At 70.6% G+C, this 21,514-nt stretch carries 23 protein-coding genes; 12 read left to right on the plus strand and 11 right to left on the minus strand.

Annotated elements, in window-relative coordinates; genetic code table 11:
• Positions 1-6 precede the first annotated feature (6 nt).
• Positions 7-264, minus strand: a complete 258-nt coding sequence (locus ABGA98_RS13890) for a hypothetical protein (protein WP_347618656.1) — start codon at positions 262-264, stop codon at positions 7-9.
• A gap of 54 nt (positions 265-318) precedes the next feature.
• Here ABGA98_RS13890 and ABGA98_RS13895 point away from each other — a divergent pair, with 54 nt between their 5' ends.
• The 4 genes from ABGA98_RS13895 to ABGA98_RS13910 all read left to right on the plus strand — a co-directional run bounded on the left by ABGA98_RS13895 (position 319) and on the right by ABGA98_RS13910 (position 3,089).
• On the plus strand, positions 319-1,344 hold the full coding sequence (locus ABGA98_RS13895; RefSeq protein WP_347618657.1) for a DNA topoisomerase IB: 1,026 nt from the start codon (positions 319-321) through the stop codon (positions 1,342-1,344).
• A 44-nt stretch (positions 1,345-1,388) separates the two neighbouring features.
• The gene (locus tag ABGA98_RS13900; RefSeq protein ID WP_347618658.1) at positions 1,389-1,637 is read left to right on the plus strand and encodes a BON domain-containing protein; all 249 of its coding nucleotides are present in this window, start codon (positions 1,389-1,391) and stop codon (positions 1,635-1,637) included.
• Entirely contained in the window at positions 1,621-2,361 is a 741-nt protein-coding gene (locus tag ABGA98_RS13905; RefSeq protein ID WP_347618659.1) for a metallophosphoesterase, read from the plus strand. Before ABGA98_RS13900 ends, ABGA98_RS13905 begins: the two co-directional genes overlap by 17 nt.
• Before the next feature lie 185 nt (positions 2,362-2,546).
• Positions 2,547-3,089: an FAD-dependent oxidoreductase gene (locus ABGA98_RS13910; protein ID WP_347618660.1), complete on the plus strand. Its 543-nt coding sequence runs from the start codon at positions 2,547-2,549 to the stop codon at positions 3,087-3,089.
• A gap of 189 nt (positions 3,090-3,278) precedes the next feature.
• Here the strand turns inward: ABGA98_RS13910 and ABGA98_RS13915 are convergent, their stop codons facing one another.
• The gene (locus tag ABGA98_RS13915; protein ID WP_165959640.1) at positions 3,279-3,428 is read right to left on the minus strand and encodes a GPGG-motif small membrane protein; all 150 of its coding nucleotides are present in this window, start codon (positions 3,426-3,428) and stop codon (positions 3,279-3,281) included.
• A 94-nt stretch (positions 3,429-3,522) separates the two neighbouring features.
• The gene (locus ABGA98_RS13920) at positions 3,523-3,702 is read right to left on the minus strand and encodes a DUF1360 domain-containing protein (RefSeq protein ID WP_347618661.1); all 180 of its coding nucleotides are present in this window, start codon (positions 3,700-3,702) and stop codon (positions 3,523-3,525) included.
• A 116-nt stretch (positions 3,703-3,818) separates the two neighbouring features.
• Between ABGA98_RS13920 and ABGA98_RS13925 the strand changes: the two genes are divergently transcribed.
• The gene (locus ABGA98_RS13925) at positions 3,819-4,415 is read left to right on the plus strand and encodes a nucleotidyltransferase (protein ID WP_347618662.1); all 597 of its coding nucleotides are present in this window, start codon (positions 3,819-3,821) and stop codon (positions 4,413-4,415) included.
• Positions 4,416-4,433: 18 nt separating this feature from the next.
• On the opposite strand, the gene secA2 is transcribed toward ABGA98_RS13925, so the two are convergent.
• From secA2 to ABGA98_RS13945, 4 genes are all read right to left on the minus strand, one after another.
• Complete coding sequence (gene secA2 / locus ABGA98_RS13930; protein WP_347618663.1) at positions 4,434-6,617, minus strand: accessory Sec system translocase SecA2; 2,184 nt, start codon at positions 6,615-6,617, stop codon at positions 4,434-4,436.
• 154 nt (positions 6,618-6,771) lie between these two features.
• Positions 6,772-7,656 (minus strand): EamA family transporter, encoded by an 885-nt coding sequence (locus ABGA98_RS13935; RefSeq protein ID WP_347618664.1) that lies wholly within the window; start codon positions 7,654-7,656, stop codon positions 6,772-6,774.
• A 191-nt stretch (positions 7,657-7,847) separates the two neighbouring features.
• Complete coding sequence (locus ABGA98_RS13940; protein ID WP_347618665.1) at positions 7,848-8,663, minus strand: SAM-dependent methyltransferase; 816 nt, start codon at positions 8,661-8,663, stop codon at positions 7,848-7,850.
• A gap of 84 nt (positions 8,664-8,747) precedes the next feature.
• Positions 8,748-9,851 carry an acyltransferase gene (locus ABGA98_RS13945; RefSeq protein WP_347618666.1) on the minus strand — a complete coding sequence of 368 codons (1,104 nt, stop codon included), beginning with the start codon at positions 9,849-9,851 and terminating at the stop codon, positions 8,748-8,750.
• Positions 9,852-10,064: 213 nt separating this feature from the next.
• Here ABGA98_RS13945 and ABGA98_RS13950 point away from each other — a divergent pair, with 213 nt between their 5' ends.
• The 3 genes from ABGA98_RS13950 (at position 10,065) to ABGA98_RS13960 (ending at position 14,013) form a co-directional block, all read left to right on the plus strand.
• On the plus strand, positions 10,065-10,439 hold the full coding sequence (locus ABGA98_RS13950) for a VOC family protein (protein WP_347618667.1): 375 nt from the start codon (positions 10,065-10,067) through the stop codon (positions 10,437-10,439).
• A gap of 167 nt (positions 10,440-10,606) precedes the next feature.
• Entirely contained in the window at positions 10,607-11,500 is an 894-nt protein-coding gene (locus tag ABGA98_RS13955) for a DMT family transporter (protein WP_347618668.1), read from the plus strand.
• A gap of 161 nt (positions 11,501-11,661) precedes the next feature.
• Positions 11,662-14,013 carry a right-handed parallel beta-helix repeat-containing protein gene (locus tag ABGA98_RS13960; protein WP_347618669.1) on the plus strand — a complete coding sequence of 784 codons (2,352 nt, stop codon included), beginning with the start codon at positions 11,662-11,664 and terminating at the stop codon, positions 14,011-14,013.
• Positions 14,014-14,060: 47 nt separating this feature from the next.
• On the opposite strand, the gene ABGA98_RS13965 is transcribed toward ABGA98_RS13960, so the two are convergent.
• Positions 14,061-15,281 (minus strand): FAD-dependent monooxygenase, encoded by a 1,221-nt coding sequence (locus tag ABGA98_RS13965; protein WP_347618670.1) that lies wholly within the window; start codon positions 15,279-15,281, stop codon positions 14,061-14,063.
• Positions 15,282-15,358: 77 nt separating this feature from the next.
• On the opposite strand from ABGA98_RS13965, the gene ABGA98_RS13970 reads away from it, so the two are divergent.
• Positions 15,359-15,946: a TetR family transcriptional regulator C-terminal domain-containing protein gene (locus ABGA98_RS13970; RefSeq protein ID WP_347618671.1), complete on the plus strand. Its 588-nt coding sequence runs from the start codon at positions 15,359-15,361 to the stop codon at positions 15,944-15,946.
• A 22-nt stretch (positions 15,947-15,968) separates the two neighbouring features.
• Here ABGA98_RS13970 and ABGA98_RS13975 read toward each other — a convergent pair whose 3' ends face one another.
• Together ABGA98_RS13975 and ABGA98_RS13980 are read right to left on the minus strand one after the other, a co-directional pair.
• Positions 15,969-16,595 carry a VOC family protein gene (locus tag ABGA98_RS13975; RefSeq protein ID WP_347618672.1) on the minus strand — a complete coding sequence of 209 codons (627 nt, stop codon included), beginning with the start codon at positions 16,593-16,595 and terminating at the stop codon, positions 15,969-15,971.
• 36 nt (positions 16,596-16,631) lie between these two features.
• A complete protein-coding gene (locus ABGA98_RS13980) occupies positions 16,632-17,225 on the minus strand; it encodes a GNAT family protein (RefSeq protein WP_347618673.1) in 594 nt (197 codons plus the stop codon).
• A gap of 105 nt (positions 17,226-17,330) precedes the next feature.
• On the opposite strand from ABGA98_RS13980, the gene ABGA98_RS13985 reads away from it, so the two are divergent.
• Genes ABGA98_RS13985 through ABGA98_RS13995 form a run of 3 tightly spaced genes read left to right on the plus strand, consistent with a single transcriptional unit; the run spans position 17,331 to position 20,796 of the window.
• Positions 17,331-18,533 (plus strand): acyl-CoA dehydrogenase family protein, encoded by a 1,203-nt coding sequence (locus ABGA98_RS13985; protein ID WP_347618674.1) that lies wholly within the window; start codon positions 17,331-17,333, stop codon positions 18,531-18,533.
• The gene (locus tag ABGA98_RS13990) at positions 18,530-19,693 is read left to right on the plus strand and encodes an acyl-CoA dehydrogenase family protein (RefSeq protein ID WP_347618675.1); all 1,164 of its coding nucleotides are present in this window, start codon (positions 18,530-18,532) and stop codon (positions 19,691-19,693) included. Before ABGA98_RS13985 ends, ABGA98_RS13990 begins: the two co-directional genes overlap by 4 nt.
• An 11-nt stretch (positions 19,694-19,704) precedes the next feature.
• Complete coding sequence (locus tag ABGA98_RS13995) at positions 19,705-20,796, plus strand: acyl-CoA dehydrogenase family protein (RefSeq protein ID WP_347618868.1); 1,092 nt, start codon at positions 19,705-19,707, stop codon at positions 20,794-20,796.
• Here the strand turns inward: ABGA98_RS13995 and ABGA98_RS14000 are convergent.
• Complete coding sequence (locus ABGA98_RS14000; protein WP_347618676.1) at positions 20,767-21,375, minus strand: TetR/AcrR family transcriptional regulator; 609 nt, start codon at positions 21,373-21,375, stop codon at positions 20,767-20,769. The two genes, ABGA98_RS13995 and ABGA98_RS14000, sit on opposite strands and share 30 nt — an antisense overlap.
• Between the last annotated feature and the right edge of the window lie 139 nt (positions 21,376-21,514).

A 21,514-nucleotide genomic window follows, 5' to 3' on the forward strand; every position in this document is an offset into this window, starting at 1 on the left:
TCGAGATCAGCCCGCCTCTCCGTCGCCCCGCTGCTTCTGGCGGCGTACGGCCAGCGTGATGTCGATCACCGTGAGCACCGCCAGCACGGCTGCGATGCCCGTCATGACCGGGGCGCCCGCGATGAGCCCGAGCACCGCTACCGCGAACAGGAACACCAGCAGGAACGAGCCCACCCTGATGTGCACCACGTCGCGCGGGGTGGCGGGCACCATGGCGTGACCCCTGCTGGACTTCTCCTCGTGCCACTCTCCGTGTTCAGACATGCCGCTCACCTGCCCGTCCCGTTTGCGAGGTAACGTCCTGGGTAGCCGTGCCCGGTGCCCGAGCCAGACCCGAACGTGGACCTGCGGCCCAGCGACCAGAACGAGCCGGGGATCGTACGACGGCGGCGCGGCCGGGGGTTCTCCTACGTGGACCCGGACGGCCGGCCGGTGCGCGACCGCGCCACGGTGGAGCGGATCAAGGCGCTGGCGATCCCGCCGGCCTGGAAAGACGTGTGGATCTGCGCCTCGCCCGACGGGCACCTGCAGGCGGTGGGCACGGACGCGGCCGGGCGCAGGCAGTACCGCTACCACGACGTGTGGCGCGAGCAGCAGGACCGGGAGAAGTTCGACCGGGTGCTGGAGGTGGCCGAGCGGCTGCCCGCGTTCAGGAAGGCCGTGGACGACCAGCTCCAGGGCCGCGGCCTGACCCGGCAGCGGGTGCTGGCCGCCGCCGCCCGCCTGCTCGACATCGGCTTCTTCCGCATCGGCGGCGAGAGCTACGACACCTACGGGCTGGCCACGCTCAGGATGGAGCACGTCACCTGCGCCCGCGGCGTCGTCGTCTGCTCCTACCCGGCCAAGGGCGACATCGCCCGCGAGGTCGAACTGGCCGATCCCGGGGCGTGCCGGGTGCTCAGGTCGCTCAAGGCGCTCGGGGAGGACGGTGAGTTGCTGCGCTACCGGCACGCGGGCGGCTGGAGCGACATCAGGAGCGAGGACATCAACGACTACCTGCGCGAGACCATCGGGTACGAGGTCACGGCCAAGGACTTCCGCACCTGGCACGCCACGGTGCTGGCCGCCGTGGGGCTGGCGGTGTCCAGGCCGGCCGGCGCGGAGGGGCGGACGAAGAAGCAGAAGGCGATCGTGCGCGTCATGCGCGAGGTCGCCGAGTACCTGGGCAACACCCTCACCGTGGCGCGCGCCTCGTACGTGGATCCGCGCGTGGTCGAGGCGTACGAGCGGGACAGGACAATCGCGGCGGTGCTGACCGAGCTCGGGGCGGACGCCGACTTCGGGCAGCTGGCCACGGCGGGCCCAGTGGAACGGGCGGTTATAGACCTAATTCATGCCGTTTGACGGGTTTATACCCGGGAATGCGGCGACAGGGGAAGGAGGCAGCGATGGAGGCTCCGCAGTACGTCGCGGCCCGCGTCCAGCAGGCGCTGGCCGAGGACGTGCGCACCAACGAGCTGGGCATCCGCGTGGACATCAGAGGAGACCAGCTGTTCCTGCGCGGTCAGGTGAGCGAGGCCGAGCAGCGCACGCGGCTCGGCCAGGTGGCGCACGAGACCGCGCCCGGGCTCCGCGTGCACAACGAGATCAACATCGTGGACGCCACCGAGCCAGGAGAGGATGAGCATCTTGACTGACCTGCGCATCGCCGCAGTGGGCGACATTCACCTGGGCGAGGACGGCAGGGGCCACTACCGGCGCAGGCTGGAGGGCATCGAGGAGCGCGCCGACGTGTTCATGCTCGCGGGCGACCTCACCAGGCACGGCACGCTGCAGGAGGGCAAGGTGGTGGCCGACGAGCTGCGCGACCTGCCGATCCCGGCCGTCGCCGTGCTCGGCAACCACGACTACCACTCCGACCTGCAGGACGAGATCGCGGATGAGCTCCGCGACGCCGGGGTGATCGTGCTCGACGACGACGGCGTCGTGCTCCAGTGCGGTGACACGAAGCTGGGGGTCGTCGGCGGGAAGGGCTTCGGCGGCGGGTTCGCCGGCAAGTGCGCCAGCGAGTTCGGCGAGCGCGAGATCAAGAACTTCGTCGCCCACACCCGCCACATCGCCGAGGCGTGGAAGGTCGCGCTGAAGGAGATCGTGGCCGACGAGCGCGTGGTGCTGTCGCACTACTCGCCCGTCAAGGAGACGCTGGAGGGCGAGCCGTCGGAAATCTACCCCTTCCTCGGCAGCTATCTCCTGGCGGAGGCCGTCGACACGGCCGGCGCGGATCTGATCCTCCACGGGCACGCGCACAAGGGCAGCCCGAAGGGCATGACGCCGGGCGGCATCAGGGTGCGCAACGTGGCCCTGCCGGTGCTCGGCCGGGCGTACGGCGTTTACTGCCTCGAACACGAGAACGGGTTCTGACCCGCAGGTTGGAGGCCACCGCCCGACGGGACGGTGGCCTTTCGCCGGAGCGCGTGGGTTCGTCGATTCCCCATGCGATGGAGTCATCGCGCTCAACAGATCGAGTTGCCGGTTGAGCCTGATGAGTGGCTCCGGTCGCCGATATCCGGTGTCGCCGGCGGTGCCCCACCTGCTAGAACGCTGGAATGACAGATCGCGGCATCGTCGTGGTCGGCGCCGGCATCGTCGGGGCGTCGCTGGCGTACCACCTGGCCGGGCACGGACGATCCGTCACGTTGATCGATGCGGGCCTGCCCGGTTCGGGCGCCACCCGCGCTTCGTTCGCCTGGATCGGACGACCGGCCGTCAGCGACGTGCCCTCGGCGCCGCTGCGCTACCAGGTCCGGCAGCTCGACGACGGCACGGTCCTCGCCCCTATGGCGTACGCCGGGGAGACGGACCAGGCCGCCCTGCTCGGGACCGCCCGACGTGTCCGCGACCGGTTCGCTGCTTCCTTCGCCGGAGCCGGCGGCACGAAGATCGTCTCCGGCGAGATCGGCTGGCGCCCCATGCCCGCCGATGGGGAACCGGTCATCGGCCGCCCCGCCGGCACCCGGGGTCTGTACATCACCGTGATGCACTCGGCGATCACCCTGGCGGCCGCGGCCGGCCGCCTTGCCGCTTCCGAGATCCTCACCGGGTCACCAGCCCCCGAGCTCGCCGGTTGCCGGCCAGACCGGTTCCGCTGATTCCCTCAGCGACGACCTGACACGGGGCTGGAAAGAACAGTGTGGGCTGAGTTCTCCGCAGGACGCACAGGAAACGTTATGCGTACTCCGGTTATTGTTGCGTTATTCCGGCAAAGGGAGGACCGCTGGACCGTTCTCGGGGATCGGCCCAGCGGTCGGGTCGAGCGGGGAGCCGTCCGGGTGGCGCCCCTAGACATTGAAGATGCTGACCCCGCCAGGCCCGACCAGGAAACCGAGCACGATGAGCACGATCCCCCAGAGGAGGTCGCGGCGGGCGAGGATCACGTAGATCCCGGAGATGACGAGAATTACCGCGATGATCCAGAGCAAAGTAGCCATGACTCCGCCTCTGCCCTGAGGGGTGGCCGCTTAACATGTTTTTCCGCTCGGAGGCGAAAAGGAGAAAACATCGGACGCCGCCTTTGTCACCGCGTCATTCACGAGGGCCGACTTCATCAGTTTCGCGTAGGCGAGCTGCAGCCAGTCGCAGATCCACCGCGGTCATCGTCGCCCCCACGAGCCGGGTGACCTTGGGCGCCGGCGCCAGCCCGGCGGCGTACGCGGTGGCCACCCACTGCGACAGGCGGAACGGGCGGGCGAGCAGCTCGCCCACCGGGCCGCGGGCTTCTCCCGCACCTCGGCGGGCCCCCGCCAGGTGCAGGGCGTACTCGCTGGAGAGGCCCTATAACACGAACGCCTAGTGGAGGATCGTGTGGGTAGCCCGAAACCATGAGCAGCCACAGTCACGCGGTCACGGACGCGATCCTCGACACCCTCAAGCGCGCCAGCTCCGGGTTGAAGGACGCCGGAGTGAAATTCGCGCTGGCCGGAGGCTGCGCCGCCTATGCCAGAGGGGCCGCGCCGTCACTGCACGACGTGGACTTCGTGGTCACCGAGCACGACGTGCCCGCCGCCCTGGAGGCGCTGCGCGGGCTGGGCTTCCAGACGGCCAAGCCGCCGGAGGACTGGCTGGTCAAGGCGTACGACGAGGGCCGCCTGGTGGATCTGATCTTCCGGGTGTCGGACCTGGCGATCACCGACGAGCTGCTCGACAGGGCCGAGCCGCTGAAGGCGTCGGCGGTGATCGTTCCCGTGCTGGAGGCCACCGACCTGGTGATCTCGTGGCTGCTGCCGCTGTCGGAGCACGCCTGCGACTACGGCGCTCTGCTGTCGCAGGTGCGCGCGCTGCGCGAGCAGGTCGACTGGCCGCGGGTCGCGGCCGTGATCGAGGACTCGCCGTACGCGATGACGTTCCTCACCCTGCTGGAGCGGCTGGGCGTGCTGGAAGGGCCGGTCGTGCCGTCGGGCGACCCCAAGTGGCCCTGACCGTCTCTTGTGCCGCGCTCAGCCGCGCCGGGTGGCGGCGGTGACGCGCTTGAGGATGCGGTCCCACTCCGTGCCGAACGGGTTGTCCTGGACGAGGTAGGTCCACGTCGCCGTGGGCCGCCGCAGATCGGGCTCGGGCGCCTCGAACGACTCCAGCGAGCGCCGCTCCACCTCGGCCAGCAGCGACTTGTACTCGGCCACGGCCTCCCTGTGGAACTCGTCGACCGGGCTCATCCGGCCCAGCGCCCGCAGGTGGATGCCCTCGCGCAGGTCGGTCAGGAACGCCAGGTGCTCGGTCCAGCAGCGGTCGATCGCGTGCAGGACGATCTGGCGGGCCGTCTCGTCACGGGTGTCCTCGGGCAGCGACTCCCAGCGCTCGGAGTCGGCCTTCGCCAGCGCCTTGGAGGCGGCGTCGCCGTGCAGGACCTTGTCGCGCCACTCGAGGATGAGCTCGCGCTGGTGCTCGAGCAGGCGGGTGTAGCGCCACGTGTTGCGGTGGATCTCCAGGTTGACGCCCTCGGCGACGCGCTGGGCGTGGCCGACGAGGTAGGCCCCGCGCCGGTGGCGGACGACGCCGTCGGGGTCGGCCGCGGGCGGCCGCTCGTCGGGGACGAACTGGGTGATCAGATCGTCCTGCATGCTGACGAAGAAGACCGAGCCGCCCGGGTCGCCCTGGCGGCCCGCCCGGCCGCGCAGCTGGTCGTCGAGCCGGCTGCTGGCGTGGCGGCCCGAGCCGACCACGTAGAGGCCGCCCAGCTCGGCCACGCCCTCGCCGAGGCGGATGTCGGTGCCGCGGCCGGCCATCTGGGTGGAGACCGTGATGGCGTCGCGCTCGCCCGCCTTGGCGATGATCGCGGCCTCTTCCGCGTCGTTCTTGGCGTTGAGCACCACCGGCTCCAGGCCGCGGCGCTGGAGGAGCTTGGCCAGGTTCTCCGACTCGGCCACGTCGAGCGTGCCGATGAGGATGGGCCGGCCGGTGGCGTGCACCTCCTGGATCTCCTCGACCAGGGCGGCGTCCTTGTCGGGCACGGTCGGGTAGATGCGGTCGGGCTCGTCGGTCCTGACACACGGCCGGTTGGGCGGGATCACCGCGACCTTGAGGCCGTAGAACTCGCCGAGCTGCTCGCTGACGGCCACGGCCGTGCCGGTCATGCCGCAGATCTGCGGATAGCGGCGGATGAGGCCCTGCACGGTGATCGAGTCGAGGATCTCGCCCTTCTCGCTCGGCGGCAGCGCCTCCTTGGCCTCCACGGCCGCCTGCAGGCCGTCGGGCCAGCGCTGGAGCAGGGCCACCCGGCCGCGCGAGGGGTTGATGAGCTGCACCTTGCCGTCGCGCACGATGTAGTCGACGTCGCGGGCGAGCAGGGCGTGGGCGTGCAGGGCCAGGTTGAGCTCGATCAGCGTGCCTGGCTCGTGCTCGTCGTAGAGCTCGACGCCCAGCAGGTTTTCCACGCTGTCGGCGCCCTTGGGCGTCAGGTAGACGTTGCGCGCCTGCTCGTCGATCTCGTAGTGGTAGCCGCGGACGAGCTGCCTGACCAGCGCCGCCATCTCCGGCACCGCGTTGCCGGGGTCGGCCGCGCCGGCCATGACCAGCGGCACGCGGGCCTCGTCGACGAGCACGGAGTCGGCCTCGTCGACGAGCGCCACCTCGGGCGCGGGCACGATCAGCCCGGCGGCGTCGGTGCGCAGCCGGTCGCGCAGCACGTCGAACCCGATCTCGCTGACCGGGCCGTAGGTGACGTTTTTCGCGTACGCCTCGCGCCGCTCCTCAGGCGTGGAGTTCTGGCCGATCCAGCCCACGCCGACGCCGAGCGCGGCGTAGAACGGCCCCATCCACTCGGCGTCGCGCCGGGCGAGATAGTCGTTCACGGAGATCACGTGGACGCGCTTGCCCTGCAACGCGTAGCCGGCCGCGGCCATGGCGCCGGAGAGCGTCTTGCCCTCGCCGGTCGCCATCTCCGCGACCTTGCCGTCGAGCAGGGCCAGCGTGCCCAGCAGCTGCACGTCGTAAGGGCGCAGCCCCAGCTCGCGGTCCGCGGCCTCGCGCACGATGGCACAGAACCCGGCCAGATCGTCCATCTCCGGCTTGGGCAGCTCGTCGAGCTCGCCGATCTTGGCGGCTCGCGCTCCGGCGGCCTTGACGATCTTCTGGTAGGGGGTCAGAGGAACTCCGCCCGGGCGATCCAGCAGGTTCCTCAACATTCCCGAGATTGACGCCACAGTTCCTCCAACGCACGCTTCGCCGAGACCGTTCCCTCGGCCAAGGGGTGGGAGCGGAGCGACGATACGGCAAGCGCCGCCGTACCGGACCTTAACTCATCCGGCGGCCTGTACCGTCACAACGCACCCGCCCGAGTCACCCCGCTTCGGCCCGGAGAGCGAGCACTGTCACCGCGGCCAGCAGCAGGGCGCAGCCGGTCCAGGCGAGTGGCGTGAGCCGCTCCCCGAACAGCGCCACGCCGAGCAGCGCCGCGCCCACGGCCTCGCCGAGCGAGATGATGGCGACCGTGGTGGCCCGCAGCGCGGTCAGCGCCACGAAGTACAGCCCGTACGCGAGCGCCGTCGGCACCGCGCCGAGGTAGACGAGCAGCGCCAGCGACGGCCAGCTCGGGTCCGGCACCACGCCGTCCGCCAGGGCGAACGGCGCCAGGCACACCGCGGCCACGGCGAACCCGCCGATGGCGGTGGTCCGCGGGTCGCGGTCCTTGTGCCGCCGTGACAACAACGTCACCCCGGCGTACCCGGTGGCGGAGGCCAGCGCGAAGGCGACCCCGGCGGCGGGGGAGCCCGTTGAGGGGGTCGCGGCGTGGTTCGCGGGCTCCACCGTGAGCAGGACGAGCCCGGCCAGCGCGGCGGCCAGTGCGAGGAGCGCGCCGCGGCCGAGCCGCTCGCGCAGGAAGAGCCGGCTGCCCACGGCCGTGAGGACGGGCGTCGCGCCCATCGTCACCACGGTCGCGACGGCCACGCCCGAGTGGGCGATCGCGGCGAAGTAGGCGGTCTGGTACACGGCCATGCCGGCCCCGATCGGCAGCACGCGCCAGTCGAGGTGGTCGGCGAGGACGAAACGGCGGACGATCAGCAACAGGAACGCGGCGCCGAGAAGGTGACGCCACAGGGACACGCCGACGGGGCCGAGCTGGCCGGTCTGGAAGAGCAGGGAGCCCGCGGCGCCGCCGGTGCCCCAGGCGGTCGCGGCCATGGACACGTAGAAGGTGCCCCGCCGCGCGGAGACATGGGTCATGACAGATTGCTCCGGATGGAGTGGTGGAAAGGGGCCCGGTGTGCGGGCAGCACCCACCCACGGATCTGTCAGACCCGGGAAAGTGTCAGGAGAGCCGCCCGCTAGCGGGCGGGCGGGGGAGAGCAGATGAGCATGCGTCGCGGCATGGGGCTCACCTTACCGTCAGCGACGGTCACCCGGGTCACGAGGACTCACGGCTTGCGGGCGACGCCGCCCAGGAGCAGTTCCTCCCACGGCGCGAGCGGGCCGGGGACGCGCTCGTCCGGGTGCCACTCGGGGAAGTGCACGACCCCCGGCTCCACCAGCACGAGGCCGTCGAAGAACGCGGTGATGGCCGCGCGGTCGCGGAAGAAGCCGGCGCCCATGGTGGCCTGCAACATCACCTCGAGCGCCTTGGCCTTGGGGTTGGCGGAGGCGAGCATGTTGGAGGCGGCGAGGTAGCTGCCCGGCGCCAGCGCCGACATGTACCGCCTGACCAGGGCGTGGGGGTCTTCCGTGTCGGGGAAGAGGTGCAGCAGCCCGATCGCCATGATCGCCGTCGGCTGGGACAGGTCGATGAGGCCGCGCAACACCGGGTGGCCGAGCACGGCGTCGACGTCGCGGGCGTCGGCGGTGATGGCGCCCGCGACGGGGTTGGCGCCCAGCAGGGCACGCGCGTGCGGCTCCACCATGGGGTCGACGTCGACGTAGACCACCTTGCACGCGCGGTCGGCGAACTGGGCGACCTCGTGGGTGTTCTCGATCGTGGGCAGTCCCGCGCCCAGGTCGACGATCTGCCTGATGCCGGCCTCGCGGACCAGGAAGTCGACCACCCTGCCGACGAAGGCACGGTTGCACCAGACGAGGTCGACCACCTCGGGCACCGTGTCCTTCAGCTTGCGGGCCACCGAGCGGTCGGCGGCGAAGTTCTCCATGCCGCCGAGCAGCGCGTCGTGCACGCGTGCCACGCTCGGCCGCTGGGGATCCACTCCGGGCGGAGCCCACTCCGGCTCGTCGGTCTCACTCATCCGGCCCCCTTCACTCTCCGTGACGAGGATCGTATCCGCACCCGGAGCGGGAACGCCCTGCGTGCCGGCCGGTTGTCAGAAGAGTCAGCTCACCCTGTCCGACGTCGGGCGGGACATCTCGCGCTGGGCGTGCCTGGGGACGTGAGCGGACGCGCCACCTGACAACATGGCCTTCAGCCTGGGCGCGAGCGGCCGCTCGACGAACCTGTACACCAGGTACGCGGCGCCGAGCATGACCACGATCAGCCCGCACAGCAGCACGTACTTGTTGACCGAGTCGCCCACCCTGGTGAAGATCACGAAGCCGACGTGCGCGTGCAGCAGGTAGAGCGGGTACGTCAGCGCGCCGGCCGTCACCAGCCACGGCCTGCCCAGCCCCCGGGTGGCGCGCAGCGCGATGAGCGTCATGACGAGGAAGAGCAGCACGACCACAGCGATGATCACGGCGTGCGAGTACGTCACGGAGTACCGTTCACCGACGGCGTCGGCGTACCCGATGGCCCGGTAGATGGCGTTGCCCAGGCAGATCGGCACCAGCAGGGCGATCTGCACGTTCAGCCCGAACTTGTAGAGCATGAACAGCGCCATGCCGGCGATGAAGTAGTGGGAGAACTCCGACTGCACGACCAGGTCGGCGATCCCCGGCAGCAGCCCCGCCTGCACCAGGAACGTCAGCCCCAGCCAGGCCCAGAGCCCCACCATGACCCGGGTCCGCGTCATGCCGATGAAGGTGAAGGCCAGGATGAGGAAGTAGAACCGCATCTCGGCCCAGAGCGTCCAGTAGACGACGTCCACGTTCGCGATGTTCGGCACCGACTGGAACATCGTCAGGTTCGCCAGCACCTGCGGCAGGCTCACCTCGAACACGCCCTGTCCCAGGGTCACGGTCACCACGCTGGTGACGGCGATGCCCACCCAGTACGCGGGATAGAGCCGCACGAAGCGCGAGACCACGAACGCGCGCGGGCTCCTGCCCCACGCGCTCATCAGCACCACGAAGCCGCTGACCAGGAAGAAGAGGTCCACGCCCAGGTAGCCGTACTTGGACCAGGCGCTCTCCGCGGCGAAGACGACCGGGCTGTGGTCGCCGGCCCAGCCGGAGAACGTGTAGTGGAACAGCACGACGCAGAGCGCCGCCAGTAGCCGGAGGCCGTCGATCTCGTAAAGACGGTCTGAGCTAGTTGGCATTCTTATCACCCTTCTTGTCCTAGAAGAGGGTGTCGTAGACCGCTTGCTGACCGATGAATGATCGCTAGCTGTTAACCGCTTTGTTACCGGTTTACGGAGCTCTGTTCGGGTAGCGGATGGGGCCCGAGCGCGACGTGCACGAGGCGCGAACCCGGGCGCGCCCCTTCGCCGTACCTGACACAAGATGGCAGGTACGGCTGGAACGCTCGACCCATGACGACGAAAGCGAAGCTCCTGGCGGTCACCATCGACTGCGCGGAGCCCAAGAAGCTGGCCGCGTTCTACCACGAGGTCACGGGGCTGGACATCCAGTACTCCGAGGACGAGTACGCGGCCGTGGGCGACGGCACCACGAACATCTACTTCGGCAGGAACCCCGACCGCGAGCCGGCCGCGTGGCCTGGCCCGGCCAAGCAGTTCCACCTGGACTTCCGGGTGCCGGACGTGGAGAAGGCGGTCGGCGAGTACATCGCGCTGGGCGCGACCAGGCCCGATTTCCAGCCGGGCGTCACCGAGGAGGGCACGCGCTGGGTCGTCCTGCAGGACCCGGAGGGCCACCTTTTCTGCGTCTGCCCCGAGCGCTCCTAGCGCCTGCCGGCAGGGCCTGACCGGGCCTCAAGAATGAGCCACACGTTCATGCTGTTCAGGATGGTTTCAGATGGATTTATCAGCCTAAAGGTGGATTCTAGAAGCTCGCTGGCCTCATAAGCTGGAGCAATGCCTCTGAAAGGACGCCTGCCCCTGCGCGGGCCGCGATGACCTGGGTCGGCCTGCTGATCGCTCTGGCCGGCGCGCTGGGCTACGCGCTCGGCGCCGCGCTGCAGCAGTACGAAGCCGTCTCCGAGGGCGCCTCGCTCCGGCTGGTGCGGCGCCCTCGCTGGTGGATCGGCGGCATCATCGGCTTCACCGGCGCGTGCCTGCACGCGGTGGCGCTCAGCTTCGCCCCGCTGGTCGCCGTCCAGCCGATCAGCGTCGCCACCCTGGTGTTCGCGGTGCCGCTGGCGGCGTTCCTGTACGGCCGCCGGCCGTACCGCGCGGAGATCTTCGGATCGATCGCCGTGGCGGTGGGCCTGCTCTGGCTCATGATGCTGGTGCCTGAGCACAACGTGCCGCCGCACCTGAGCGACGGCGCGGCCATCGGGTTCATCGCCGTGATCGGGGTGGTCACCCTGGTCACGCAGCTGATGGCGCGCCGGGTGCACGGCGCGGCCAGGGCCGCGCTGCTCTCGGTGGGCGCGGGGGCCGTCACCGCGAGCGTGTCCACGTTCGTCCGCGTGGTCGGCGGCGGCCTGCAGGGCGACTGGGGGCGGCTGGTCCACTGGTTCACCCTCGCCGTGCCCCTGCTGCTGGTCTGCGCGGTGGTGCTGCTCCAGCGCTCGTACGCGGTCGGCTACTTCGGCATCGCCTACGCGGGCGTGCAGGTCGTCGATCCCATCACCTCCGTGCTCGCGGGCGCGATCCTGCTCGGCGAGCCGCTGCCCACGTCCCCGGCCACGGCGATCCCCGCCCTGCTGGCCGGCGCGCTGACCATCGGCGGCACGATCACGCTCGGCCGCCTGGCCCCCGACCACCGCCCGGCACCAGTGGACAGTGCTGAGGACGGCGTAGCGGCCTCCCTCCCCGTGTCGGCGACGTCGGACGCTAACTGAGGCGCGGCCCTCTCGCGGCCCTCCCGGCGGGCGGCCACCCGCATTGGTCAAACGGTTGAATTGTCATGGCCTGCAGGGTTACGGTGCATCGGCGATGACCCTTGTGGTCTGTCACATTGCAGCGGAACGAGCGGAGTGGCACGAGCATGCCGAGAAGAGCGATGGGTGTCCTGATCGCGTCCGTCCTGGTGGTCACGGCGGCCGGAGCGCCGGCGTCGGCGGAGTCCGGCTTACCCGCCGGCAAGACCGTTGTCTACGTGGCCAAGGACGGCGAAGAAGGCGCCACCGGTACGAAATCCGATCCGTTCGCGACGGTCGAGCAGGCCCGCGACGCGCTGGCAGGACGGACGAGCGCGCGGCGGCCCGGCGTCGTCTACATCAGGGAGGGCGTCTACCAGACGTCCAGGACCATCCAGCTCAGCGGCGCTGAGCACTCCCACGTCACCTATGCCGCACACCCGGGCGAGCAGGTCGAGTTCGCCGGCGTCACCACCCTCGCCCCCGGCGACTTCCGCAAGCTGAGCGACGTGCCGGACGAGGCCAAGTGGTCGTCGAAGGCGCGCGTCCCCGACGCGGTGGCCGGCCAGGTCTACGTCTACGACCTCGGCGCGAAGGGCATCCCCGCCGGGGTGATCATGAAGAACGGGTTCAACTGGAAACCCCAGCCGTTCGCCCCCGAGCTGATCACCGACGACGCGACCCAGACCCTGGCCCAGTACCCGAACGGCGACGCGAAGCTCGACAGGGCCGCCATCACCGTCAAGGAGGCGCCGAAGGGCGCCAGGGACTACTTCTCGGACAAGACCGAGGACGGCACCACCATGCCGTACGAGGACATGCTCAAGCTGCCGGGGCCCGTCTACACCGCCGTCGACACCACGCTCAAGGAGCGCTCCGCCACCTGGGCGCCGCCGCAGGGCCAGGAGGCCGACAACACCGTTCACGAGACCGACGGCTGGTTCTCCGGCTATTTCGGCAACAACTACGCCAACGACCGCGTCCGCATCGCCTCCGTGGACCCCGGTGCGGCGGAGCTGCGCACGACGTACCCCACGATGTACGCCGCCACCGACAAGTGGACGTCGTTCGTCGCCCAGAACGTGCTCAGCGAGCTCGACACCGAGGGTGAGTACTACATCGACCGCTGGAACGACGCCGGCACCCTCTACTACTACCCGCCGGGCGGGACCGTCGAGGGCAAGGAGATCAGCCTGACCTCCTTCGACGCGCCGTTCTTCCAGCTGGAGAACGTGCGCGGGGTGACGCTCAAGGGCCTGAAGCTGAACGGCACCACCGGCACCGGCGTACGGCTGCTCGACGCGGAGTCGTGCACCGTCGACGGCCTGGAGATCCTCAACGCCAGCATGGACGCGGTCGCGATCGGCGAGGCCAACGACGCCATCACGGCCGTCGCCGAATACCGCACCAGCCGCGGCGGCCACGGCAACAAGGTGATCAACAGCCGGCTGCACGACCTCGGCGGCGGCGGGGTGTTCACAGCCGGCGGCGACCGCGACTCGCTGGAGCGCGGCGACCACGTCGTGGAGCACAACGAGATCTACGACTTCTCCAAGCTCGCCACCTACACCCCCGCCGGCTACATGTACGGCGTCGGCAACACCTTCCGCTACAACCACGTCCACGACGCGCCCCACATGGCGATCCAGATCATGGGCAACGACATGGAGATCAGCCACAACAGGTTCGAGCGGCTGGTGACGCACGCCTCGGACCAGGGCGTGATCTACGCGGGCCGCGACTACACGTACCTGAACAACGTGGTGGCGTACAACCTGTTCAAGGACATCGGCGCGGACGGCAACCAGGCCGTCTACATGGACGACGGCATGTCGGGGATGGTCGTGCGCCACAACGTCTTCGACAACGTCCAGCACGGCCTGTTCTTCCAGGCCGGCCACAGCAACGTGGCCTCGGACAACGTGTTCAAGGACGTGACCTACCTCGGGCACGACAAGCTCTACCACGAGGACGACCTGCCGGTGCCGAACTCGAAGGTCGTGGTCGAGCGCTTCAACGACATGCTGAAGCCCGGCGACGGCAGCGGCTTCACGAACACCAGGGAGAACATCGAGAAGTGGTACCGCCACTACGGCAAGCAGTATCCGAACATCCGTGACTGGTACGTCCCGTCGAAGGCGAACGGCGAGCTCTGCACCTCGATCGACAGCACCGAGTGCACCGAGGCGTACGTGTGGACCGACCCCGACTCCCTGTACGTGCCGGCGCACAACGTGCTGACCCGGTCGGTCAGCATCGCGACGGGCGACTTCGCCTACACCGATGACGCCGGCGGGCTGAACGTCAAGACCTTCAATCCGGACTTCGACTCGTACAACGTCAAGAAGGACAGCGCCGCCGCGTTCGCCTTCGACCCCGCCACGGGGAAGTTCGACGCCAGGACCACGCCGCTCAACTCGGCCGAGGGCTTCGGCCCGCAGTGGGTGCGCGAGTGGAACAGGAATTTCACCCTGGACGGCATCGGGCCCCGGTGACGAGCACGGCGACCGGCTCGTGACGGGCCTGGCGGTCGGCGCCCGCCTCAGCCGTCGGACGGGACGTTCGGTGCGTTCCTCCGGCCGGTCGCCGCGGGCGGGCGCCAGCCGAGCACGTCGTGCATGGAGCGCAACATCAGGTCGGGGCTGAGCCGGGCGGCCGTGGACATCCCGAGGTCGCGCAGCCGTACGGCCAGCGGATGGCGGAGCCTGGTCATCCGGTTGATGGTCATGGACTGGCGGACGATCCGCCACGTGCGGTCGAGGCGGGCGGCGGTGTAGGCGGGGAGCACCTCCTCGACCGCGGGGGAGCCGCCCGCCAGGCGGGCCAGGACGACGGCGTCCTCGATCGCCTGGCAGGCCCCCTGACCGAGGTTGGGCGTCATGGGGTGGGCGGCGTCGCCGACGAACGCGACCCTGCCGCTGTGCAGGGCGGGCAGCGGCGTGCCGAACGAGAAGATGTCGTTACGGATGATCTTCGCGGGGTCGGCCGCCCGCAGTAGCGAGGGGATCGGCTCGTGCCAGTCGCCGAACCTGCGCAGCAGTTCCTCCCGCTCGTCCGCGTGGACGGCTCCGGCTGGGGACAGGTCGGTCGCGTACACGTACACGGTGTCCTCGGCGTGTCCTGCCCTCCCGATGTCCCCGGCTTCTCCCGCCAGCAGGTGGACCCCTATCAGGAGCCCTTTGCCCCAGGTCTCCGTGCTCTGGATGGGCAGGCCGGACCTGGGTATGAGGGCGCGCCAGGCCGTCACGCCGGAGTACGCCGGGCCGGGATGGCCGGGGAAGAGTGCCCCGCGGGTCGCCGAGTGGATGCCGTCGGCGGCCACGACCAGGTCGGCCTCCAGGTCGCCCTCCCCGGTGCGGACGACCCCTCCGGCGGCGTCCACGCCCGAGACGGTGACGCCGAGCCGCAGGTGGGCCGTGCCCAGGGCGTCGGCGAGCACGTCCATCAGCGCGGCCCGCGCCAGGACCACCATCGAGTCCCCGTAACGCGCGAGCGCGTCGTCCTCCGTGGTGCGCACGAGCCACCGCCCATCGGGGCGGCGGATGCCCACCTGCCCCTCGAACCTGCCGAGTTCGCGGATGCGATCGCCCAGGTCGAGCGTGTCGAGCGCCTTCAACGCGTTGGGCGCCATCGCCAGTCCCGACCCGACGGGGGCGAGGTGGGGGGCCCGTTCGAGCACGGTCACGTCCCACCCCTCGCGGCGGAGCGCCACCCCGGCGGTCAGCCCGCCGACACCCCCGCCGATCACCACGGCCTTCGGCATGTCCCTGCCTCCTTCGCACTACGTCTGTAGTTTCCTCATACTACTCCTGTAGTCGAGTGGTTGTAGGATCGGGTCCCGTGAAACGCTCAGAGCTGGTCGCGGACACGGCCATCACGCTGCTGGCCGAGCGCGGCATGCGCGGCCTCACCCATCGGGCCGTCGACGAGGCGGCGGGGCTGCCACCGGGGTCGACGTCCAACCTCGCCCGCACGCGCGCCGCCCTGCTGGAGTTGACCCTGTCCCGGCTCACCGACCTGGAGGTGCGCGCGCTCGGCCCGGTTTACACGAGCGCCACCCACGGCGCTCAGGCGGGCGCTCAGGCGGGCATGGCGGACCGCGTGGCCGAGGGGCTGCACATCCAGATCAACGACCGCAGGCGCACGCTGGCCCGCTACGAGCTGGCCCTGGAGGCGACGCGGCGGCCGGAGTTGCGCGAGATCTACGACGCGGCGGGCAGCCGCTTCCGCGACCCGGCGGTGGCGCTGCTGGCCGCCCAGGGCTCCCGCGATCCGGTCCGGCACGCCCGCCGGCTCGTGGCCTTCAGCGAAGGGCTCATGTTCGACGCGATCGTGGGGGCGGGCGACACTCCGACCTTCGAAGAGCTCCGGCAGGCCGTCGAGGACTTCCTGGCCGGCATGCTCGGCCGGCCGCCCAGGGGCCCGTGAGGGTCGCGAGGCCCTGGGCGGTCTAGGGGCCCGTGAGGGTCACGAGGCCGGAGCCGCCGGACAGGACGGCCGTCAGGACGGGATGGGTCTGCTCGTCGACGTCGAGCCGGGCGCCGACGGCCGCCAGCGCCGCGCGTACGGCTGGGGCGTCCTGATGGCCGCCCGCCAATGACACCAGCTCGACCGCGGGCAGCCCCTGCCCGGCCGGATGCGGGGTGTCGCCCCACTCGATGAGGAACGGCACCAGCCCGTCGTGCCCGGCCCGCTCCGGCGGCGTGAGCCGCCAGTTGAGCAGGTCACCGGAAGGGGTGCGCCGCGACATGTCCAGCGGGTCTCCAGGGTCGTAGCCGCGGGCCCGCGCCCTGGCCGTGACCGCGTCGATGTCCTCGACGGCCACCGCCCAGCCGACCAGCGCCGCCGCTTGCAGCCCGTCGATGCCGAACGGCCGTGGCGCGGCCGGGGCCTCCTGCTCGGGATCGGGCCCGATGATCTCCAGGTAGCTCGTGCCGCCCAGGCCGAGCAGCCGGTTGTGCGTCCCGAACCCCGGGTGCCGCCCGCCGGCCGCGGGGCGTACGCCGAGCAGCCGTTCCAGCTCGGCGGCGGTGGACTCCAGGTCTGGGGTGGCGTAGACGAGGTGATCGAGGCTCATGGGTGCAATTGTGCGTGACGGCAGGTCACCGGCAGGTCAGGCGCCGCCTTCCCGCGGCGTGCCTAGGCGGGCCCGGTGGTGTGGCCACTCGTCGTCGAGGATGCCGAAACAGACCGTGTCGCGCCAGGTGCCGTCGGGCCTCCTGCGGTGGCGGCGCAGCGTGCCCTCGTGCACGCCGCCGATGCGTCTGATGGCGTCCTGCGACCGGAGGTTGAGCACGTCGGTCTTGAGCAGGACCCGGTTGTGGCCGAGCGCGAAGGCGTGGTCGATGAGCAGGAGCTTGCACGCGGTGTTCACGGCCGTACGCCAGACCGCGCGGCCGTACCACGTCCAGCCGATCTCGACGCTCTCGTCGAAGCCCGGCACGTCGCCGTAGGTGGTCCAGCCCACCGCGCGTCCGCTCTCCTTGTGCACGACCGCCAGCGGGACGTGCCGGTCGTCGTCGATCAGGTGGCGGGCCACCTTCGCGAGCTCGGCCTCGGTGCGTGGCGTGCCGGCGGGCAGCCAGCGCCAGACCTCGTCGTCCCCGCCGCCGGCGGCGAACAGGTCGGGCACGTGCCCCATGGCCAGCGGCTCCAGCCGGACGACGGCGTTCTCGAGCACCACGGGCTCGGGCAGCTTGGAGGTCATGGCGGCAACCCTACGGAGGGTCGGGTGGCGCGGTGATGGCCACCTGTGCCTTTTTGCGGGGAACCACTGTCGACACTCATACCGGCCGGTCGGTAGGCTCACGGCATGGACTTCGCTTACGACACCGTCACCGAGGACCTGCGCGAGCGACTGCTGCGCTTCATGGACGAATGCGTCTATCCCGCCGAGCCCGCGTTCGAGGAGCAGGCGGCGACCAGCGGCTGGAGCCCGCCACCGCTGATGGCCGACCTCAAGGACGAGGCCAGGAAGCGCGGCCTGTGGAACCTGTTCCTGCCCGGCGAGCACGGCGCCGGGCTGACGAACCTCCAGTACGCGCCCCTGGCGGAGATCATGGGCCGGAGCCCCACGCTCGCCCCGACGGCCACCAACTGCGCCGCGCCCGACACCGGCAACATGGAAGTGTTGTCCATGTTCGGCAGCGAATGGCAGCGCAAGGAGTGGTTGCAGCCGCTGCTCGACGGCGAGATCCGCTCGGCGTTCGCGATGACGGAGCCCGACGAGGCCTCCTCCGACGCCACGAACATCGCCACCTCGATCGTCCGCGACGGCGACGAGTACGTCATCAACGGCCGCAAGTGGTTCATCTCGGGGGCGATGAACCCCAACTGCAGGATCTTCATCGTCATGGGCAAGACGAACCCCGACGCGCCCAAACACCGCCGGCAGAGCATGATCCTCGTGCCCCGCGACACCCCCGGAGTGCACATCAGGCGGGGCATGCACGTGTTCGGCTACACCGACGCCGACCACGGCGGCCACGCCGAGATCGTGTTCGAGGACGTCCGCGTCCCGGCGGAGCACCTGATCGGCGAGGAGGGCGGCGGCTTCGCCATCGCCCAGGCCCGGCTCGGCCCCGGCCGCATCCACCACTGCATGCGCCTGATCGGCATGGCCGAGCGAGCCGTCGAGCTGATGTGCAGGCGGGCGCTGGCCAGGAGCACGTTCGGCAAGCCCGTCGCCCAGCAGGGCGTCGTCCAGGACTGGATCGCCGAGTCGCGCATCAGGATCGAGCAGCTGCGCCTGCTCGTGCTCAAGACGGCCTGGCTCATGGACACGGTGGGCAACCAGGGGGCCCACACCGAGATCCAGGCCATCAAGATCTCCACCCCGATCACCGTGGAGTGGATCCTGGACAAGGCCGTACAGGTGCACGGCGCGGGCGGCGTCTCCCAGGACTTTCCGCTGGCCGCGCTCTGGGCGCACGCGCGCTCGCTGCGCCTGGCGGACGGCCCCGACGAGGTGCACAAGAGGTCACTGGCCTATCGCGAGCTGAAGAGGTGGATGTGAACGAGGCGGAGATCAAGGAGCGGGTGGCCGCGTTCCTCGGCGGGCATGACCCGGGCGGCGACCGGCTGGAGTTCCTGCGGGCCAGGTACGACGCCGGACTGGCCTGGGTGTGGTTCCCCGAAGGGCACGGCGGGCTGGGGGCGCCTCGGGAGCTGCAGCAGGTCGTGGAGCGGGAGCTGGCGCACACCCCGCAGATCAACGGCGGCATCCAGGGCATCGGCCTCGGGATGGCGGCGCCGACGATCCTGGCGTTCGGCACGGACGAGCAGAAGCGGCGTTTCCTGCGGCCGCTGTGGACGGGGGAGGAGATCTGGTGCCAGCTCTTCAGCGAGCCCGGCGCCGGGTCCGACCTGGCCACGCTGGCGACCCGGGCGATCAGGGACGGCGACGAGTGGGTGATCGACGGCCAGAAGGTGTGGACGTCCGGCGCCCACCACTCCCGGTGGGCCATCCTCGTCACCCGTACCGACCCTGACGTGCCGAAGCACCGCGGCATGACGTACTTCGTCTGCGACATGCACGCGCCGGGCGTCGAGGTGCGGCCGCTGCGGCAGATCACCGGCGAGGCCGAGTTCAACGAGGTGTTCCTGACCGGCGTCCGGCTCCCCGACGAGCTGCGGCTCGGCGCGGTCGGTGACGGCTGGCGGGTCGCGCAGACCACGCTGATGAACGAGCGCGTCGCCATCGGCGGCGCGCCCGCGCGGCGCGGCGGCGGCATGGTGGCCCCCGTGCTCGACGCCTGGCGAGAGCACCCCGAGCTGCGCAGCCACGACCTGCACCAGCGGTTGTTGTCGCTCTGGGTGGAGGCCGAGGTGACCCGGCTGTCGGGAGCGCGGCTGCGCGAGCAGCTCGCCGCCGGGCAGCCAGGGCCCGAGGGCTCAGGCATGAAGTTGTCGTTCGCCCGGCTCAACCAGGCATTGACCGGGTTCGACGTCGAGTTCCGGCGCGATCTCGGCTACGACGACTGGACGTTCAGGCGTTCCGAGGACGTCGACTTCTACGGTCGCGGCCCCGGCTACCGCTATCTGCGGGCCAAGGGCAACTCGATCGAGGGCGGCACCTCCGAGATCCTGCGCAACATCATCTCGGAACGGGTGCTCGGCCTGCCCTCCGAACCCCGCATCGACAAGGACGTGCCGTGGAAGGACCTGCCGCGATGAGCCGCGACCGGATGACGCTGCTGTACACCGACGTCGAGGAGGAGCTGCGGGCCGCCGTGCGGGGGGTGCTCGCCGACCGGTGCCCGCCCGCCGCGGTGCTGGAGCGCGCCGAGTCCGAGCCCTACGACCTGGACCTGTGGAAGACGCTGGCGGGGGAGATCGGGGTGGCCGGGCTGCTCGTCCCCGAGGAGCTGGGGGGCGCGGGCGCGTCGGCCAGCGAGGCGGCCGTCGTGCTGGAGGAGCTGGGCAGGGGAGTGGCGCCGGTGCCGTTCCTCACCAGTGCGGTACTCGCCACGCGGGCGCTGCTCCCGACCCGTGACGCCCTGCTCGGCGAGCTGGCCGAGGGCAGGCGGACGGCCGCGCTGGCGGTGTCGTTCGCCGCGTCCCCCTACCGGCCGGAGCGGGGTGCGTCGCTGAGCGTGGACGGCGCGGGCCGGGTGTCCGGCAGCGTCGCCGGCGTGGCGGGGGCGGACGTGGCGGACGTGCTGCTGGCGCCCGTGGACGGCGACCTGTACGCGGTGGAGAGAGGCGCGGCCGAGGACAGCGCGGTGGAGGGAAGCGCGGTCACAGGGGGGACGGTCGAGGTCGTGCCCTCGCTCGACCTGACGAGGCCGGTCGCCACCGTGACGTTCGACCGGGCGAGCGCTCGCCGGGTGGGGGCGTGCGACCTGCCCGGGGTGCTGCGGTTCGGGGCGGGGCTGCTGGCGTCGGAGCAGCTCGGCGTGGCCGAGTGGTGCCTGGACACGACGCTCGTCCACGTCAAGGAGCGCCACCAGTTCGCCCGGCCGGTCGGCTCGTTCCAGGCGATCAAGCACCGGCTCGCGGACCTGTGGCTGGACGTGGTCAGGGCCAGAGCCGCCGCGAGGAGCGCCGCCGCCGACACCTCGCCCGTCGCCGTGGCCGTGGCCCAGTCGTGGAACTCCGGCGTGGCGGTGCACGCGGCGGAGGAGGCCGTGCAGCTGCACGGCGGGATCGGGATGACCTGGGAGCACCCCCTCCACCTGTTCCTCAAGCGAGCCAAGGCGAGCGAGATCGCGCTCGGGACGCCGGGCGACCACCGGGAGGCGCTGGCCTCACTGGTCGACGTCCCCGGCCCCGAGTGAGGTGAGCAGCAGGTCGGCGAAGTGCCTGCCCACCTGGGCGCCGGTCAGCGGGCCGTCCGCGTGGAACCAGGTGCCCAGGTGGTGCACGGAGCCGAAGAAGTAGTCGACGACCAGCTCGGCGGGGACGCGGTCGCTGAAGACGCCCGTGCGCTGCCCCTCCGCGACGAGGTCGCGGAACCGCTCGTGGTAGCGGCGGCGCTCGGCGCGTACGGTCTTGCGCGTCTCGGGGGCGAGCAGGTGCATCGACCGGAAGAAGATCTTGGAGTCGTCGAGGTTGGCGGTCGTGGTCTCGACGACGTCGGCCGCGGCCCGGTGCAGGCGCTGCTTCAGCGTGCCGGGGCCGTCGGCGATCTGCGCCAGCCGGTCGGTCTGCATGCGGAGCACCCGGCCGTAGATCTCGTGCAGCAGGTCGTCCTTGGAGTCGAAGTAGTGGTACATCGCACCTTTGGTGACGCCGGCCGCCACCACGATCTCCTGCACGGAGGTGCCCTCGAAGCCTCGATCGGCGAACAGCCTGGTCGCCTCGGCGAGGATCCGCTGCCTGACCGGTTCTTCTCTCACGTGGTCCCCCTTGGTCACCCGCCATAGCATACCGACTGGTCGGTTGAGCTCATTGGGTGGTCTTGCAGGTACTAATTCCGTCACCTTAGGCTCGCCTTGGTTGGGAGCGGGTATCTCTTGACCGGCGAGGGATCTTCGGCGTGGCAGATCCTGCAAG

The organism is Nonomuraea sp. B1E8 (genome assembly GCF_039871515.1).
Classification (GTDB): Bacteria; Actinomycetota; Actinomycetes; order Streptosporangiales; family Streptosporangiaceae; genus Nonomuraea.